13 protein-coding genes and 1 pseudogene are annotated in these 16,252 nt (G+C 38.0%); 5 read left to right on the forward strand and 9 right to left on the reverse strand.

The genetic code is table 11. The features are described 5' to 3' along the window. Positions 1–162: 162 nt before the first annotated feature. Together SAGCYANO_RS32375 and gloB are read right to left on the reverse strand one after the other, a co-directional pair. Positions 163–480 carry a DUF2605 domain-containing protein gene (locus SAGCYANO_RS32375; RefSeq protein WP_202223823.1) on the reverse strand — a complete coding sequence of 106 codons (318 nt, stop codon included), beginning with the start codon at positions 478–480 and terminating at the stop codon, positions 163–165. 743 nt (positions 481–1,223) lie between these two features. Continuing rightward, the gene (gene gloB, locus SAGCYANO_RS32380) at positions 1,224–1,997 is read right to left on the reverse strand and encodes a hydroxyacylglutathione hydrolase (protein WP_202223824.1); all 774 of its coding nucleotides are present in this window, start codon (positions 1,995–1,997) and stop codon (positions 1,224–1,226) included. 890 nt (positions 1,998–2,887) lie between these two features. Between gloB and SAGCYANO_RS32385 the strand changes: the two genes are divergently transcribed. Together SAGCYANO_RS32385 and SAGCYANO_RS32390 are read left to right on the forward strand one after the other, a co-directional pair. Beyond that, positions 2,888–3,100, forward strand: coding sequence for a hypothetical protein (locus SAGCYANO_RS32385; RefSeq protein WP_202223825.1), 213 nt, complete (start codon positions 2,888–2,890; stop codon positions 3,098–3,100). A 443-nt stretch (positions 3,101–3,543) separates the two neighbouring features. Beyond that, positions 3,544–4,380 (forward strand): annotated as a pseudogene (locus SAGCYANO_RS32390) (polyprenol monophosphomannose synthase); the annotation flags it as partial. Positions 4,381–4,858: 478 nt separating this feature from the next. On the opposite strand, the gene SAGCYANO_RS32395 reads toward SAGCYANO_RS32390, so the two are convergent. Further along, positions 4,859–5,119: a hypothetical protein gene (locus SAGCYANO_RS32395; RefSeq protein WP_202223827.1), complete on the reverse strand. Its 261-nt coding sequence runs from the start codon at positions 5,117–5,119 to the stop codon at positions 4,859–4,861. Positions 5,120–5,398: 279 nt separating this feature from the next. After that, positions 5,399–5,743, reverse strand: coding sequence for a hypothetical protein (locus SAGCYANO_RS32400; RefSeq protein ID WP_202223828.1), 345 nt, complete (start codon positions 5,741–5,743; stop codon positions 5,399–5,401). A gap of 635 nt (positions 5,744–6,378) precedes the next feature. Here SAGCYANO_RS32400 and SAGCYANO_RS32405 point away from each other — a divergent pair. From SAGCYANO_RS32405 to SAGCYANO_RS32415, 3 genes are read left to right on the forward strand one after another with little or no spacing between them, the layout of a single operon-like run. Further along, on the forward strand, positions 6,379–6,606 hold the full coding sequence (locus tag SAGCYANO_RS32405) for a hypothetical protein (RefSeq protein ID WP_202223829.1): 228 nt from the start codon (positions 6,379–6,381) through the stop codon (positions 6,604–6,606). A gap of 15 nt (positions 6,607–6,621) precedes the next feature. After that, positions 6,622–7,641: a polysaccharide deacetylase family protein gene (locus tag SAGCYANO_RS32410; protein ID WP_202223830.1), complete on the forward strand. Its 1,020-nt coding sequence runs from the start codon at positions 6,622–6,624 to the stop codon at positions 7,639–7,641. Continuing rightward, positions 7,638–7,796 carry a hypothetical protein gene (locus SAGCYANO_RS32415; RefSeq protein WP_202223831.1) on the forward strand — a complete coding sequence of 53 codons (159 nt, stop codon included), beginning with the start codon at positions 7,638–7,640 and terminating at the stop codon, positions 7,794–7,796. The genes SAGCYANO_RS32410 and SAGCYANO_RS32415 overlap by 4 nt, the downstream gene beginning before the upstream one ends. 837 nt (positions 7,797–8,633) lie before the next feature. Here the strand turns inward: SAGCYANO_RS32415 and cmoB are convergent. The 5 genes from cmoB to SAGCYANO_RS32455 form a co-directional block, all read right to left on the reverse strand. Further along, a complete protein-coding gene (gene cmoB, locus SAGCYANO_RS32420; RefSeq protein ID WP_202223832.1) occupies positions 8,634–9,614 on the reverse strand; it encodes a tRNA 5-methoxyuridine(34)/uridine 5-oxyacetic acid(34) synthase CmoB in 981 nt (326 codons plus the stop codon). A 74-nt stretch (positions 9,615–9,688) separates the two neighbouring features. Next, positions 9,689–9,913, reverse strand: coding sequence for a T9SS type A sorting domain-containing protein (locus tag SAGCYANO_RS32425; RefSeq protein WP_202223883.1), 225 nt, complete (start codon positions 9,911–9,913; stop codon positions 9,689–9,691). Then, on the reverse strand, positions 9,883–10,278 hold the full coding sequence (locus SAGCYANO_RS46095; RefSeq protein WP_237396907.1) for a hypothetical protein: 396 nt from the start codon (positions 10,276–10,278) through the stop codon (positions 9,883–9,885). The genes SAGCYANO_RS32425 and SAGCYANO_RS46095 overlap by 31 nt, the downstream gene beginning before the upstream one ends. Positions 10,279–10,989: 711 nt before the next feature. Further along, on the reverse strand, positions 10,990–11,790 hold the full coding sequence (locus SAGCYANO_RS32445) for a class I SAM-dependent methyltransferase (RefSeq protein ID WP_202223836.1): 801 nt from the start codon (positions 11,788–11,790) through the stop codon (positions 10,990–10,992). A 1,412-nt stretch (positions 11,791–13,202) separates the two neighbouring features. Beyond that, positions 13,203–15,743 carry a glycogen/starch/alpha-glucan phosphorylase gene (locus tag SAGCYANO_RS32455; protein WP_202223838.1) on the reverse strand — a complete coding sequence of 847 codons (2,541 nt, stop codon included), beginning with the start codon at positions 15,741–15,743 and terminating at the stop codon, positions 13,203–13,205. Positions 15,744–16,252: the final 509 nt, after the last annotated feature.

Raw genomic sequence — 16,252 nt, forward strand, 5'->3', positions numbered from 1 at the left:
CCGATTCATCTCACACTCCTCTTTAAAATTATGGTGTGAGACTCAAGGGCGGTTTAGCTAAATTAACAGTTATCAAATCATAAACTTTTAACAATAAAAGTTTACTCAATCTGATTTATTGATTCCGGACTTGATACCTAAGTTTGAGTGTAATAAGTAATTCTATCTAGATTGTTCTTTGCGGAATCGCATTGAAACTTGCCAACATTCGGTTAGTAAGTGATGCCAAGGCATAAGCACTGTAGTTTCTACCCCAACTTGACCTTCAGTGGCATGAAAAAGAGTTTGTGCTGTACTCACCTCCTGTTGAGCTTGCTTAACTCTATTAAGTAGGTCGAATTGTTCAGTGCTACTCAGAAAAGGAATTTTTTCTCTCTCCAATAACTGACGGGAACGCTCAAACCAATACTGAAAATCCTCTAACAAGGGTTGTAGTACTGCTTTAAGTAAATCTGGTTCTGGCAGTTTTGGATTTATCATTTCTCTAAGTTTAATTTCTTATTTTATATCTTAATATTAACACTCTTTACAATTTTTAATATTTTCCCTAATAAATGTTTTTTCAAGGGAGCTTGAGATTTGAGAACTAAAGGAGTAAGGATTTTAGAGCCAAAGCCACTCGCCTTTGATAACCATCTTCTTCGGAAAATATGATTAATTTATACAGATTAAAAGTACAAAAAATGTTAAGGCTGACAAAAATTATTGTGAATTTCGTTACAGCGATTTTCATTTGGGTAGACCACAGTAGGGACGTTCCATGGAACGTCCCTACAAGGTTTGATGTGTGAGGATGTGGTTCATAAATTTGAAAAGCGCTGTAAATATCACTCAGCACTCAGTACTCAGCACTCAGCATTAGGACTTTTTTTAGATTGAGGAGGGGATAAGCAAACCCTCCTCAACTAGGAGGCGCTTGGGGTTGCCAGGGTCAAAAAGCCAAAAGCTGTTTGCGGAGCATTCCGGTACAGAAAATGCTGAAGCGCTGATAGCCAGTTAGAGCTGATTTATAAAGTAAATATTAAGAGGCTGAATTTCTTACAGGACAAAGGTTTTGCCGATTTTGGACCAGTAAACCATAAATTCCTGAGACCTAGATAGCATAAGAGTTTTAGCTCAGTTTATAAATCAGCTCTTAAATGAGATGTAATGAGACAGTCAGATTTTAGGCACTTAAGCTGCGAAGCAGAAACACGGAAAAAGTTCTGGAGTTTGGTGGCCCCTTAAAATTGGTCTTTCTTTCCTCGTAAACGGGCAAAAGTTTGTACTGGATCTTGACTTTTAACGGCTAACTGTAGATTAGGTAAATCCCAACGCAGAAAAGGATTTGTGCGTTTTTCTACACCAATCATTGATGGTACAGTAGCCTCATTCCGACTGCGTGCTGCCTTAACCTCAGCTAAACGAGCTTGTAGGTCTAAATTTTGCTCATCGACTGTTATAGCAAACTGCAAATTTTTTAAAGTGTATTCATGGGCACACCATATTCGTGTCCTATCAGGCAAATTACGCAGTTTGCTCAAAGACTGTACCATTTGAGCTGGTGTTCCCTCAAATAAGCGACCACAACCACCAGCAAATAAAGTATCACCACAAAATAATTCCCCCGCTTCTCCAGCAACTACAGGAGGAAAGTAATAAGCAATATGGCCACTTGTATGACCGGGCACAAATAGGACCTCTCCCTGTCGGTCAGAAAATTGGACTTGATCGCCTTCCTGTAAAAATACCTTTTGTCCAGGAATTCTACCTCGGTCTTCAACTCCGCCATAAACTGTAAGTTGAGGAAACTTCTGAATTAACTTTTGATTAGCTCCTACATGGTCTGAATGGTGATGAGTGTTGAAAATAGCCACCAACTGAGCATCCAATGATTCTAGTTTTTCAGTTACTGGCCTAACCTCTGCTGGATCGACTACAGCCGCAATCTTTTGATTTGGGTCATGTAGTAAGAAGATATAGTTGTCTGAAAGTGCTGGCAGTCGATAAATCTTCATAGAAACTCAATTAATGCCTTAATATACAGAATTTTCACTTGGGGAGATTATTTCCCTCTTAACTATTAAAATAACTTAGGAATTACAACAGAGGTAATATTTATTTCTGATACCAATTCACTTTAAAGATGTCACAAATAGTTTTAAACCCCATATCTGAAATAATTTCCTGAAATTACTGTGGAATCAAAGTTTCGAGTCGATAAAATCTTAATGCATGACTTTTAACTTCTGTGAAACGGTATGAAACTACTTTAACCAGGTATATTACTGAAGATATAATCAGTAAGTATTTCCTGCGGAGTGCTGCCCTTGCCTGCCTTCAGCTATTAGCTAGCCTCATAAGGTCGGAACTGGGGACTTCAGCAATTAATTTTGGAGAAGGTAAAAGCAACCTTTGAAATTGAGTTTGAATAAAAAGTTACCGAATAATTAAGGTAAAAATTCTCTCACTCGCCGTGGAGAAACAATGAATTAATTTTCCTTTTATTCAATCCTCTTCCTAAAAGGAAGAGGTAATTATCAATTATCCATTATCAATAGACATCTCCAAAAATCAAAAATAAAATCAATTCTTATCCATAAATTATCAATTATTCCCCTCCACGGTCGGGGGAGGGGCGAGGGGTGGGTTCCCTGTTCCCTCTTTTCTGGAGATGTCTAATTATCAATTATTGAATATCAAAGTCCCCTTCCCACACCTTAGAAGTAATTATTCATTACCAATTGCTGAATGCGAGCCCATTCCGTTTGCGTTTGCGTAGCATCCGTAGGGAAGCATCTCCGTGGGAAAGGAAGCGCTGACTGCGAGCTAGCTGAATGCGAGCGCATTCCGCAGGAAATGCTTACTATAATCAATATCAACAGACATATATAGGAGATAAAAGATTATGTTATGGAGCGAGCAAAATCAACCAAATGTGACAATTAATCAAATGGTGAACCGAGTTATTACATCAGGCAAACTTAATCGCCGGGAACACCTACAACTTACTTCAGCAATATTATGTGGCAAACACATAACAGATGAGGAACAACATCAAATTAATCAAATATTTGACTTTCTTAAAATTGGCAAAATTAAGTTGATTGATGATAATTAACCCTCTCTATTTAAGAATAAAAAATATCGGTAAATATGTAATATTTTTATTTCTTGTATCAAGTACAAATTTTAAGATTATATGGAATATAAAACAGGAAAAAGAAAGTATGATGTATCAAAAACTCTAGCTATACTTAGGGCATAAAATCATTCCTGTTCTTTGGTTTTTCCTGGTTCATGCTACCCAAACAGCAATTCCATAAGTCTTAATAATAATTGTGAATGGGATATTTTAATGCATATAAAATATTATACATATTTTTAAAGACAAAAAAATCTCAATATTGCCTTCATAACTAAAGTAAAGAGATACACTGGCAAATTAAATTAATAAAATACAGTAAGCAATAATTGGCAACTTGATATAAATATAAACCTGACTATATTCTGATTCCTGTTAAATACACAATTAACTAATACCTCAGATAGAGAAAATTGATAATGAGTGCAACTAAACCAAATTCACTACTAACAGTACCAACAGGTTTATTACAAGTTCCTGCTGTAGTAAAAAATACTATAAAACCAGATAGTCCAGAAATCAAACTTTCTCTGGTTATTCCCACATTTAAAGAAAGTAAAAATATCCCAAAGATTGTCCAAAGACTAACTCAATTACTAGATGCTCAAATTCCCAATGCTTATGAATTAATTGTGGTAGATGACAATAGTCCCGACTTAACTTGGGAGACAGCTCAGAATATGACACCAGAATATCCTCAACTCCAGGTAATGCGTAGAGAAAAAGAAAGAGGACTTTCCACTGCAGTTATTCGTGGTTGGCAAGTAGCAAAAGGAGAAATATTAGGAGTAATAGATGCAGACTTACAACATCCTCCAGAAACTCTCTTAAAACTATTGACAAAAATGGAGCAAGGTGCTGACTTAGCAGTAGCTAGTCGTCACTTTGAGGAAGGAGGTGTCAGTGAGTGGAATATTATGAGAAGATTATTGTCTCGTGGCGCTCAAGTTTTGGGGTTAATTATTTTACCTGGAGTCCTAGGGCGAGTCTCAGACCCCATGAGTGGCTATTTTATGGTCCGTCGAAAGGCGATCGCAGAAAAAATTCTTCGGCCAGTAGGGTACAAAATTTTGATTGAAGTTTTAGGCCGAGGCACCATTCATTGGGTGGGAGAAGTGGGCTATATATTTAATGAACGTGTAGAAGGGGAAAGTAAAGTTACCTGGAAACAATATATAGAATATTTACACCACCTACTAAATTTAAGGTTGGCTAGATGGCCAAGTCGATTTATCTGTTTCGGTACAGTTAGTTTTATAGCGCTACGCGCTAGGGAATAGGGAACAGGGAACAGGGAACAGGTGATAGTAAAGTACATTTGTACGGGGGAAGTTCAGATATTAGTTATCTCAACTTTGGTTGAAGACCTCCCTTAGACATCTCCAATACAGCGCTTTTCAAGTTGATGAACCACATCTTCACAAACAAAACCTTGTAGGGACGTTCCATGGAACGTCCCTACTGTGGTCTACCCAAATGAAAACCGCTGTAATAAAAAATAAAATCAATTATCCCAAATAAATTATCAATTATTTCCCCTCCTGGGAGGAGTTATATAGAATCCGGTTGAATAGTTATTGTATAGTTGGGAGTGGGGGAGTAGGGGAGATTAAAGGCTTGAAGTAATTATAGAACCCCTAAGCGTATCTTTGGACGCGGTATGTGCTTTTGGCTTCCGTTCTCAGTCTGAGGGAGCCAGTGGAAATTCACCAACGATAATGGGGAAAAAGCGGATCAGACCCTGCGTCGCCCAATAGCAAACCTGGTAGCTTCCCTTGCAGGTAGAAAAATACTCTCATCTCCCCATCTCCCCATCTCCCCATCTCCCCATCTCCCCATCTCCCCATCTCCTTCTCTATTTTTAAATAGATCCCAAATGGGTTCTATAGAATTATCAACATATACTATATAACCGGATTCTATATTAGGGGTGGGTTCCCTACTCCCTACTCCCTCTTTTGGAGGAGATGTCTCTTGATAACTAACAGACTTCAAACCAGATGTAGTATAAGTAGGGCTTGCTGATTAAATCTAAAAGTATTTACAGATAAAGGTAAGTGCTTTTTTGGGGCCTTTAAAAAGTGCCTAGTATCACGTCTAAAATCCTCAAAAAGTTAGTATTTTAGGCTCATAGTTGGTCAGAAAAATCATTCTTACAATTCTTACTCCTACCTCCTCGCTCGTACCCATTTCTCCTGTATTCCCCTCCCCTCCACGGTCGGGGGAGGGGCGAGGGGTGGGTTGTCTCCTATTGAGCAAACCCTAAGTAGTTTTTCATCCCTGAAATACAGGGAATTGAAATTCCCAATTACTGTTGGGCAATGAATTGTGGTAGCCCCACCTTACCACATCAGATTTTTCTTCCTCTTTAATTTCATCAATAGATACCAACATTGAATCACTCAAACGTACTACCATCTCTCCATTCAAAAGCGCCTGTCGCCATTGCTTTCCTGTCTTCCAAGCATAATATTTGACACCACTCCAACGAGGGTTAACTGGGTATCCTGCAAACCCAGAACGCAATGCAGGAATATAAGCACTTTTGAGTTGAGTATGAACCAATATTCCTTCCTCTAGTTGAACCACTTTAAGATGTTGACGATCTTGCTTAAACATGGGACTCACCTCCTGCTTGAGAATATGCTTAATCTTTCTTAACTTATCCGACTACGGCTATTATATCACTCAGAATTTCAGATTTTTGATACTAGACCTCTCCGGAAAAGAGGGAGTAGGGAGTAGGGGTGCGACCCCGCGTTAGCGACAGGTGCGGTCAGATCCAGCGTCGGCGTCAGACGCAAGGGAATGCTGACCAAGAGAGGGAATGGGCACCAAGGGAGGGAGTAGGGGGAAAGAATTGATTATTTATGTGCGATAATTTATTTTATTTTTGATTATCGCCAGATGTCTACTGAAGAAAATTTATCTATACAACTATACAAGTAGAAATAATTTCCCCCTTTCTCAGCCTTAGTAGTTTTTATTGAATGGTGTTAGAGAAATTTAACTCTTTTTATAGATGTAAATTTCATTCGCCTTGATACTAATTCAGGAAAATAATGCCCTAATTTATGAGGATAGCTTCTTGTTATGCATTTTATATAGAATCCGGTTATATAGTATATGTTGATAATTTCTTACAGCGCTTTTCAGGTTGATAAACCACATCGTCATAACCAAAATCCTGTAAGGGCGCCATTCGGAGCTTTGCGGAGCGCAAATGCCATTCACCCCTACTGTGGTCTACTGAAATGAAAACCGCTGTAAATTACTTCAAACCTTTAATCTCCCCTACTCCCCCACTCCCCACTCCCCACTCCCCCACTCCCCACTTCCAACTATACAACAACTATTCAACCGGATTCTATATCAGTGGCGATCGCCCAGTGTTACGAAATAAAACAAATTTTTATATTAGTCAGGAAAAAATAGTGATATTATCATCAATAACTAGGCATAATTTACAGATTTGTGATTGAATATCAGGGAAAGATATGATTAATCAAAAATGGATTCAAGATGCGATTAAGCGACTAAGTAGGAATGTAACTCAATCTTTATTTTCCACTGTAGAGAAATTAAATTTAACTATTATAGATTTGTACAAAAATTACTTTTTAATTAAATTTTTACCAAAGTGGATAAGTAAACTTGTATACCTTTCACTAATATTTATAGTCAGTTTAGGTTTGACTGCTGCATCTATTAAATCTCCGACTGTCAAAATTCCGATTTTTGGCTTCCATGACATTATTGATTTACAGAATAAAGCTGATTTACCACCGTATCGCCCCCTCTATGATATGGATTATACTAAGCAAGATTTAGAAAAGTTTATAGAGTATTTAGTAAAGAAAAATTACTGGTTGTTATCTTCTCAAGATTTATTCGTATATTTTATTAATAAATCTCAACCTATACCAAGTAAACATATAGGTCAAAAACCTGTAATGCTAACTTTTGATGATGGCTATGAAGGAGTGCATAAAAATGGAATACCAATCTTAGAAAAGATGGAAGAAAAATATGGTGAAAAAGTAAAATTTGTGCTGTTTATTAATCCTCAAACTCTCGGAATTAAGAATGGAAAAGATTTACCACATCTTAGTTGCCAAGATTTAAGAGAAGGATATCAAAAAGATTTTTATGATATTCAATCTCATGGATTTACTCATAAAAATTTAACTAAAATTAGCTCCAAAGAATTAGAAGTAGAACTATATTTTGCTAAGTTGGCTTTGAGAAAATGTACTAATGATTTAGACAGGAATAAAATTGTCGCTGCTCATATTGCTTATCCTTATGGTGCCATCAATAGAAAGGTGGAAAAAAAGTTACCTAAATATCATCTGACTGGATTTATTTATGATGATAAATTTTTGAAAGTAAATTATCTGAAAAATAAGTTCCGCATTTCTCGAATTACAGTTGGCAGTCGCACATCTCCTTATAAGTTAATTCGGTTAGCGAGTCGAGCTTCTACACTGAAAAAAATTCGTAAGTCGAAAAAATGAACGAAGGAATAAAGAAGAGGGAAGAAGGAAGAAGGCAGAGGGCAGAAGGCACAGTTCAACAATTAATAATTAATAATTACCTCTCCTTTAAAACGGATAGGATTGACGAACAGGAAAATTTTTCTTTATTATCCCCTGAAAAGGGGAGGCTTTAAAGCACAATTTTTCGGGAAGAGGGAAGAGGCAGAAAGGCAGAATTAAACAATTAATAATTAATAATTAATAATTAATAATTAATAATTAATAATTAATAATTACCTCTCCTTTAAAACGGATAGGATTGACGAACAGGAAAACTTTTCTTTATTATCCCCTTATACCAATTTGATAAGTGTTTGTTACAAATAGTAGAAGTAAGAAAGAAGGAAGAAGGAAGAAGGAAGAATAAGGAAATATTTTAAAAAAGGTAAAAAAAATATAAATAACTATCTAAAATCTACGATAGTCACTATTTTTAAGAATATCTGATAGAGTGGCACTTTTCATAGCATTCTTTTTTCAAATTGGTATTAAAAGAGGAGGCTTTAAAGCACAATTTTTCGGGAAGAGGGAAGAGGGAAGAGGCAGAAAGGCTGAATATCAAATCTGGTTAAACAGTTAATAGAATGGTTAAGTTGAGTCGGAGTCAGTAGGGGCAATTTCCGTTCCGGAATAGTTTCGATCCTCAGATGCTTTGCATAACGCAAACCCGTAATTAGGAGCATGAAAAATGGAAATTGCCCGTACATAATTGCAGCAATTCAGGAGGATAAAAAATTAGAAAGATGAGCGTAGTTATGGTAATTGGAGAACTTTTTTTATCTCCAATTAAGTGGATTTGATATAATATCAATTCTCATTAAATTAACAATAATAAAAATGTGTTCTCTAGACATCTCCAATAATAAAAAATCAAATCAATTATCGCAGATAAATCATCAATTCTTTCCCTCTACTCTGTACGGACGTTGCATGCAACGTCCCCACTCCCCACTCCCCCACTCCCCCACTCATTATTTACAGGCGATCGCATAATAGCGCCAAGGTGCAGGATAACCTTCAACTGTCAAGGAAGGGTCTTCAGGATTGAGAAATTCTGACAAACTATCAATATTTGCCCAAGAAGTGCGCCGTTGTTCTGCCACTGACAAGGGTTCGGCAAAAAAACAATTAATATTACTAAACCCTGCTCTACCTATCCAATTCTCTAAACAAGACTGAGTAGGGAGAAACCAAATACCTCGTGCTTGAGCATAACGTTTCCGAGGCGTGAGAGCTACTGGTAAATCTCCAGGAATGCCTTGACAGTCAATAATAATTTCCCCTTTGGGCGCTAAAGCTTCTCGCATTTTGCGTAATAAACCAATGGGGTCAGTATGATGATAGAGAATACCCAAGCAGAAAATGGTGTCAAAAAATTGGGGGTAATAGTGAATGTGTTCGACTCCCAACAATTCAAACATCAGCATTTTTTGTTGCACAATATTTTGAATAAGTTGAAAATTCCAAAAATGTTTGGCATAAGGTTCAAAACCAATAACTAACTCCGGTTGTTGAGCTGCCATGCGGAACATAAAATAACCATTGTGGCAACCAATATCGGCGACTCTACGATTTTTCAGAGAACTAATATGTGGCAAAATACGCTCCCATTTCCAGTCAGAACGCCATTCAGCATCAATGTTTATACCAAATAGTTCAAACGGACCTTTTTTCCAAGGACAAAATGTTTGCAAACTGTTCCGGAACAGTTGTTGTTGCTCTGGGGAGAGTTCCTCAGCACGACCGACTTTTATCGCTGCACCGGAAAAGTCGAAAAAATCACTTTTGATATCTGCGACTGTTTGTACTGCTTCGCAATACTTTTGAGTAGAGGTTTCAAATAATTTTTTGTGCTTTTCTTGACGGGTTTTTAATATTGCTTCTGTGTTGATAGGGATGTCATATTTATATAAATAATCTGAGGGAATATAGCCGATATTATTATTAAACATTTTGCTCAGTATTAAAGAACTGTAGGGGCGAACGGCCGTTCGCCCCTACTTCGTTAACCATTATCATGCATGTATTACAACAAATCAACGCTGAGACGGTAGGGGGTGCGACTGCTACCTTGGGGATAGACTCGTACAAAATAAGTCCCTGGGTCTAATGTCGTGACAATGCTTTCTCGTTTGATGCCCTTGTTTTTCCACTGGTTTATCAAGCCTTCGGTACTATCATATAAATCAACATTGGCATTTTTTAATAGCTCGTCCAGGACTAATACAAAAGCACCTTTAGATTTGGAGATTGCTTCGTTTCACTCCCAATGATATCATGTCCGTTTATATCGTTTGTGTAAACCCAACGGTGAATATCTACAGGAAATAATGGTTTTTTTCTTGCGAGGGTAGCCTTCCTCCCTCTTCTCTCTTCCTTCTTCCTTCTTCCTTCTTCCTTACCTTTGCCATACAATACCGATGCTACCGGACATGATATGACGGGGGAGGTTTCATTCCCAACCACAGAATTAGAATTACAGGACTTAGGCAGAACCGCCATATCTACTGGGGGCGAATGCCATTCGCCCCTACAAATGACGGGGGAGGTTTCAATTCCAATGACGGGGGAGGTTTCACTCCCAATCGCAGAATTAGAATTACAGGACTTGGGCACAACCGCCATATCTACTGGGGGCGAATGCCATTCGCCCCTACAGACGGTGTATAATAGAGTTGTCGCTAAATAAAGGAAAAAAATCGCTCCAACCTAGACAGAGCAATAATTCCAAGGCTTTTTAGTCGCCAATAGCTACAATCCTTATAGAACAAGGTTTTTGGGGATTTTTGAAGTTATAAAGCGACAAGTCTAATATCATCAGGACTTACGCAGAAACTCTATATATAGAGAGGGCGAATGCCATTCGCCCCTACAGATGGTGGTTTGACAGTCAATTTGCGTAAGTCCTGATCATGTCCGGATGATTAGGTATAATAAAACTAAGGGGAGCGATCGCCATTTGTGTGATGATGTTGCTAAAATATCCTCCGAACGTTGACAATTATACAGTAGGTTTCGTTTTGCATAGAAACTGTCTTTTTTTTCTTTTGAGGTACAGTTATAGAACCCCTGAGTGGATCTCATAGATTAGATTGGGAGTTTGGGAAGTGTTGGAAGTTGGTTCGTGTGGGGAGAGGGGGGAGTAGGAGAGTGGGAAAGATGGCGAGATGGTGCATAAGGGGAGATTAATAGGAGTGTTTTTCTTCTATTCTATTTCTCTTTCTCTCACTCCTGACTCCTTTATCAAAAACCCACACCTTTCCAAAGATACGGTTAGGGCTTCTATAAGACTACATATTCCTATATTCCCTGTTGCCTGATACTATACTATTTAGTCGCAACTACTGCTAAATTCCAAGCAAATCTTTTCATCAAAGGCAATTTTTTTAATACTCCATCTAATCTTTCTAATTTCCGATACATTGGTTCTAATCTTTGATGTTCGATAATAATTTTTTTCCAATAACGTTCTTTATTCGGGTCAATTTTTTCAATCAAATAAAACCTTAAAAAAATCCACAAAGTTGCTAACCAAAATGTATCGTAAGCTGTTTCTGAATAGAGAGATTTAATAAAATTAACAAGATTAATATCCAGAGGCATTTCATCTTCAGTTCTAACTTTTGTAGCAATACGCCGATAAACATTAATCACAGGATTATGTTTCAACGGGTCCCAAAAACAAGCTTTACCACCAGGTTTAAGAACGCGGTGCATTTCTCTAATTGCTAATTTGGGATTTGGTAAGTGGTGAAGTAAGTTAGAAGCATAAACAAAATCAAAAGTATTATCGGCAAATTCTAAAGCCATTGCATCCATAACTTTTCCCTCAATTTGTACCCCATTTGTTTCAGCTAACTTAACAGCAACATCCACCATTCCAGGAGAATAATCTGTCGCCACACACCGCGCTCCTTTTTTAGCAAAATAAACACTATTTTCCCCTGCACCACAACCTAAATCTAACAAATATTTATCAGTTAAATCTCCCATTTGTTTGAGAATAAATCTATTTTCTGGAGCAGTACAACTTTCAAAATAATCAACTACTCGAATACCTTCTATATCAATAGTTGATGCCCAGATATCGTGGAATTGTCTTTCTTTAGCTAATATTTTGTCTTGCATTTTTTTCAGTAATTCAGAATAAAAAAATAGGGAATATTATAGAATTAAAAACGCTCTATAGTTTTGTCTGGTAGGGTTAAGGAACGTGTAAGCATTTCCTAGGTCATGCTGCGCAAACAGCAGTCAGCTATCAGCTTTATTACCTTTAAAGGAGAAAAAGCAATTTTATCAAAGCTTCAGAGTACGAATCTCTGATTTAGAATGTAGTAGAAATTAAATGAATGCTTTCTTTATTCATTATATCATGTTCGGATAATCAGTTATAATAAAATTTAAGGACTGACAGTACCGATAGTACTAAAGAAATACTGAAATTATCAATAGACCTCTCCAATATTTCCTATGCATTCCTCTTTTCTTCCCTCCTGACTCCTGACTTCCCCTCCCCTCCACGGTCGGGGGAGGGGCGAGGGGTGGGTTGACTCCTGAGGACTCAGAACAGTTATTTATAAGTATTCAACCGAACATAATATTAGACATCTCCAGAAAATAAATCTTTTAATTAGATCAGGCTAAGGATGCGAAAAATTCACTCTAAAAAATCTTTTTTCGTGCCTTCGCGCGTAAAAATATATTACCTGTTGCCTGTTGCCAGATGATATCATGTCCGTTTATATCGTTTGTGTAAACCCAAGGGTGAATATCTACAGGAAATAATGGTTTTTTTCTTGCGAGGGTAGCCTTTCTTCCTCTTCCCTCTTCCTTCTTCCTTCTTCCCTCTTCCTTCTTCCTTACCTTTGCTATACAAGACCGATGCTACCGGACATGATATGAGCTGTTGCCTACTCCTGCAAAAAATCTATATCTTTTTCGGATATGTCTATTAGACACCTCCAATAATAAAAAATCAAATCAATTATCCCACAGCAATTATCAATTCTTCCCCTCCCAGGAGGGGTTAGGGGTGGGTTCCCTACTCCCTCTTTTCTAGAGATGTCTATTAAAAAGCTGTTTGCGCAGCATGACCTAGGAATAGCTGACCGCTAATAGCTGTTTGCGCAGCAGTCCGCAGGAAATGCTTACAGGAACCTTAGGACAGCTTATACAGCGCTTCCCGTTGCCCGTGAGGTACAGCCCGAGGCGGGCAAGATCCCCGCACTACAACATTTTCATCATTTACCCTGTACCTCATTTGCCCGAAATATGCTGTATCTAGGATAAACTCAACAGACAGTTATTTTTGTTGGGTTGCGCTGCTGCTTAACCAAAATATAAAAAGATGAAAAAGATGGCATACTCCTCAAAAGTCATCTTAAAGATGACTTAAAATATTAGCCAAGGATTTAAATCCTTGGCAAGTCTTATCTGTAGGATAAACTCAACAGACAGTTATTTTTGTTGGGTTGCGCTGCCGCTTAACCCAACCTACAGTATTGAGCTGATTGCTGAATGCTGACCGCTGAAGTGCTTCTTTAAGAATCTACCTTCAAACCAGCATTATCTTGAGTATAGGTTTCTTGGTCAATCTTGACTGGTTGCGCTCCCCAAATCTCCTTTGCATACTCTCTAATTGTTCGGTCAGAAGAGAATTTACCCATGCGAACAGAATTATAGATAGACATTTTCGTCCATTTCTCCTGGTCTTGGAAAGCTTGACCAACCCGCTCCTGACATTCAATATAGCTTTGATAGTCAGCTAGCAGCATATATTGGTCATTGTACAGTAGAGAATCAATCAAAGGTTTAAATAAATTAGGATTACCTTCACTAAAGTGACCGCTAGCAATTCGGTCAATTACTGCTTTGAGTTCAGCATTAGTATTGTAGTATTCCAGAGGTTTATAACCCTTAGCTTTGAGATCGAAAACTTCTTGAGCAGTCATTCCAAATAAGAAAAAGTTTTCTGCTCCAACTTCTTCGCGAATTTCAATATTAGCTCCATCAAGAGTACCAATAGTCATAGCTCCATTCATGGCAAACTTCATATTACCAGTTCCGGATGCTTCCTTACCAGCAGTAGAAATTTGCTCAGATAAGTCAGCAGCAGGATAAATAATCTGACCAAGGGAAGCATTAAAGTTTGCCAAAAATACAACCTTCAGGCGACCGCGCACATCAGGATCGTTATTAACCACATCAGCAACAGCATTAGTCAACTTAATAATCAACTTAGCCATGTAGTAACCAGGAGCAGCTTTACCACCAAAAATAAACGTGCGGGGTGGAATATCAATGTTTGGATTTTGCTTAATGCGGTTATACAGAGTAATGATGTTGAATACATCCAAATGTTGGCGTTTGTACTCATGAATACGTTTGACCTGAATATCAAATAGAGAATTAATATCCACCTCAATCCGATTATGCTTGAGAATACGTTCTGCCAACTTAGCCTTATTCTCTTGCTTTATTGCTCGCCAACGATTCCGAAATTCTGCATCATCAACATATTTTTCTAGTTTCCTTAGTTGGTCGAAATCTCGCAACCAACTATCTCCTCCGAGTTTCTCAGAGAATAGAGCAGAAAGTTTGGGGTTACTCAGTAAAACCCAACGACGGGGAGTCACTCCATTAGTCTTATTAAAGAATTTGTCTGGGAAGAGTTGGTAAAAATCTTTAAGCACACCTTTTTTCAACAATTCTGTGTGCAGTGCTGCTACTCCATTGACAGCATGACTACCAACAGTAGCCAAATTAGCCATCCGCACAGATTTTTCATCCCCTTCCTCAATCAGAGAAACACGGGCAAGCAATTCCTCGTCTTTAGGAAACCAAGTTTGCACTTGAGTTAAAAAGCGCCGATTAATTTCATAGATAATTTCTAGGTGGCGAGGGAGAAGGCGACCAAACAAACTAATTGCCCAACGCTCTAATGCTTCTGGCAGCAAAGTATGGTTAGTGTAGGCAAAAGTATGTTGAGTAATGTGCCAGGCACGCTCCCAGTCCAGATCATACTCATCAATTAACAAGCGCATCATCTCCGCGATCGCCACAGCAGGGTGAGTATCATTCAGTTGAATTGCTGCTTTCTCGTATAAGTTGTCTAGATTTTTGTTGTGAGATAAATGTCTACGGATGATGTCTTGCAAAGCACAGGAAACAAAGAAATATTGTTGCTTCAGGCGGAGTTCCTTACCTTGAGGAGTATTATCATTTGGATAGAGAACTTTAGAGATAGTCTCCGAACTCATTTTATCTGCTACTGCACCGTCATAGTTTCCAGCATTGAACTCTTCAAATTTAAAGTCTACACTAGCTTCTGCTCGCCACAAACGAAGAGGATTTACAGTATTTACTTTATAGCCAGGAACAGGGGTATCATAAGGAATACCAATTACAGTTTCTGCCGGAACCCAAGTTACTCTATAGTGGCCTTTATCGTCATGGTATCCTTCTGTATGACCTCCAAACTTGATTTCTACTTTTTCAGCAGGACGAGCTATTTCCCAAGGGTTGCCGAAACGCAACCATTTATCAGGAATTTCTGCTTGCCAACCATCCTGTACAGTTTGGGTGAAAATGCCAAACTCATAGCGAATACCGTGCCCTATAGCTGGAATTTCTAAAGTCGCTAAAGAGTCCAGGAAACAAGCTGCTAATCTACCCAAACCACCATTCCCTAAACCAGGGTCGTCTTCTTGTTCCAGTAGTTCATCTAAATCTAACCCAGATTCGGTGATAGCTTGACGAATTTGTTCATAAATTCCCAGGTTAATCAAACTATTACCCAGGTGACGACCCATGAGAAATTCGGCAGAGAGATAATATACGACCTTCACATCTTTCTCATTATAAGTACGAATTGTAGAAAGAAAGCGTTGGAGTAAGCGATCGCGTATAGTATAAGCCAGAGCACGGTAAAAATCATCTTGTTTTGCCATGGACTCATAAGTCCCCTGCAAATAAAACAGGTTATCTGCTAGAGCACGTCTGAGAGTAGTGACACTCATGCCGGTTCGATCGTCTTCTACCTGAATTTTATTTTCAGTAGTAGGGTTGATATATTGATTCATTACTCCTCCATAAATTTAACCGTTATTAATTTTTCTGTAGTAGAAAGACAAAGGTGGTAATTAGCTTTGCCACATAGGAGTTATAGCGCAAGTCAGAAGTCAAAAGTCAAAAGTCAAAAGTTAGAAGTAATCTATGACTGGGTTTGAGCATTTAGGAATGTCCACGCCCTTTGCTTCGACTGCTATATTCTATAGGAAACTTCTTCATCCAGTTAGACTAGCTAATGGAATTTTAGATTCCTATAATATTTGGCCAGAGTCTGCCCTTATAGCTATTCAAGCTCTACCATATAGATAAAATTTCTACTGTTTCTCAATGACAGAATTAGGAGTCAGGAGTTAAAAGTCAAAAATTAAAAGTCAAAAGTCAAAAGTTAGGAGTTGTCGGATAGATAATACCAAATCCGGCGATTAAAACCACATTGTTCAAATTCTGCACCCTTATGCCTTCTTCAATCTTTAGGCCAATAAAGCCTCCCATCTCATTTGCAAATGAATCAAAATAGATG

The organism is Okeania sp. KiyG1, assembly GCF_014132355.1.
GTDB lineage: Bacteria > Cyanobacteriota > Cyanobacteriia > Cyanobacteriales > Microcoleaceae > Okeania.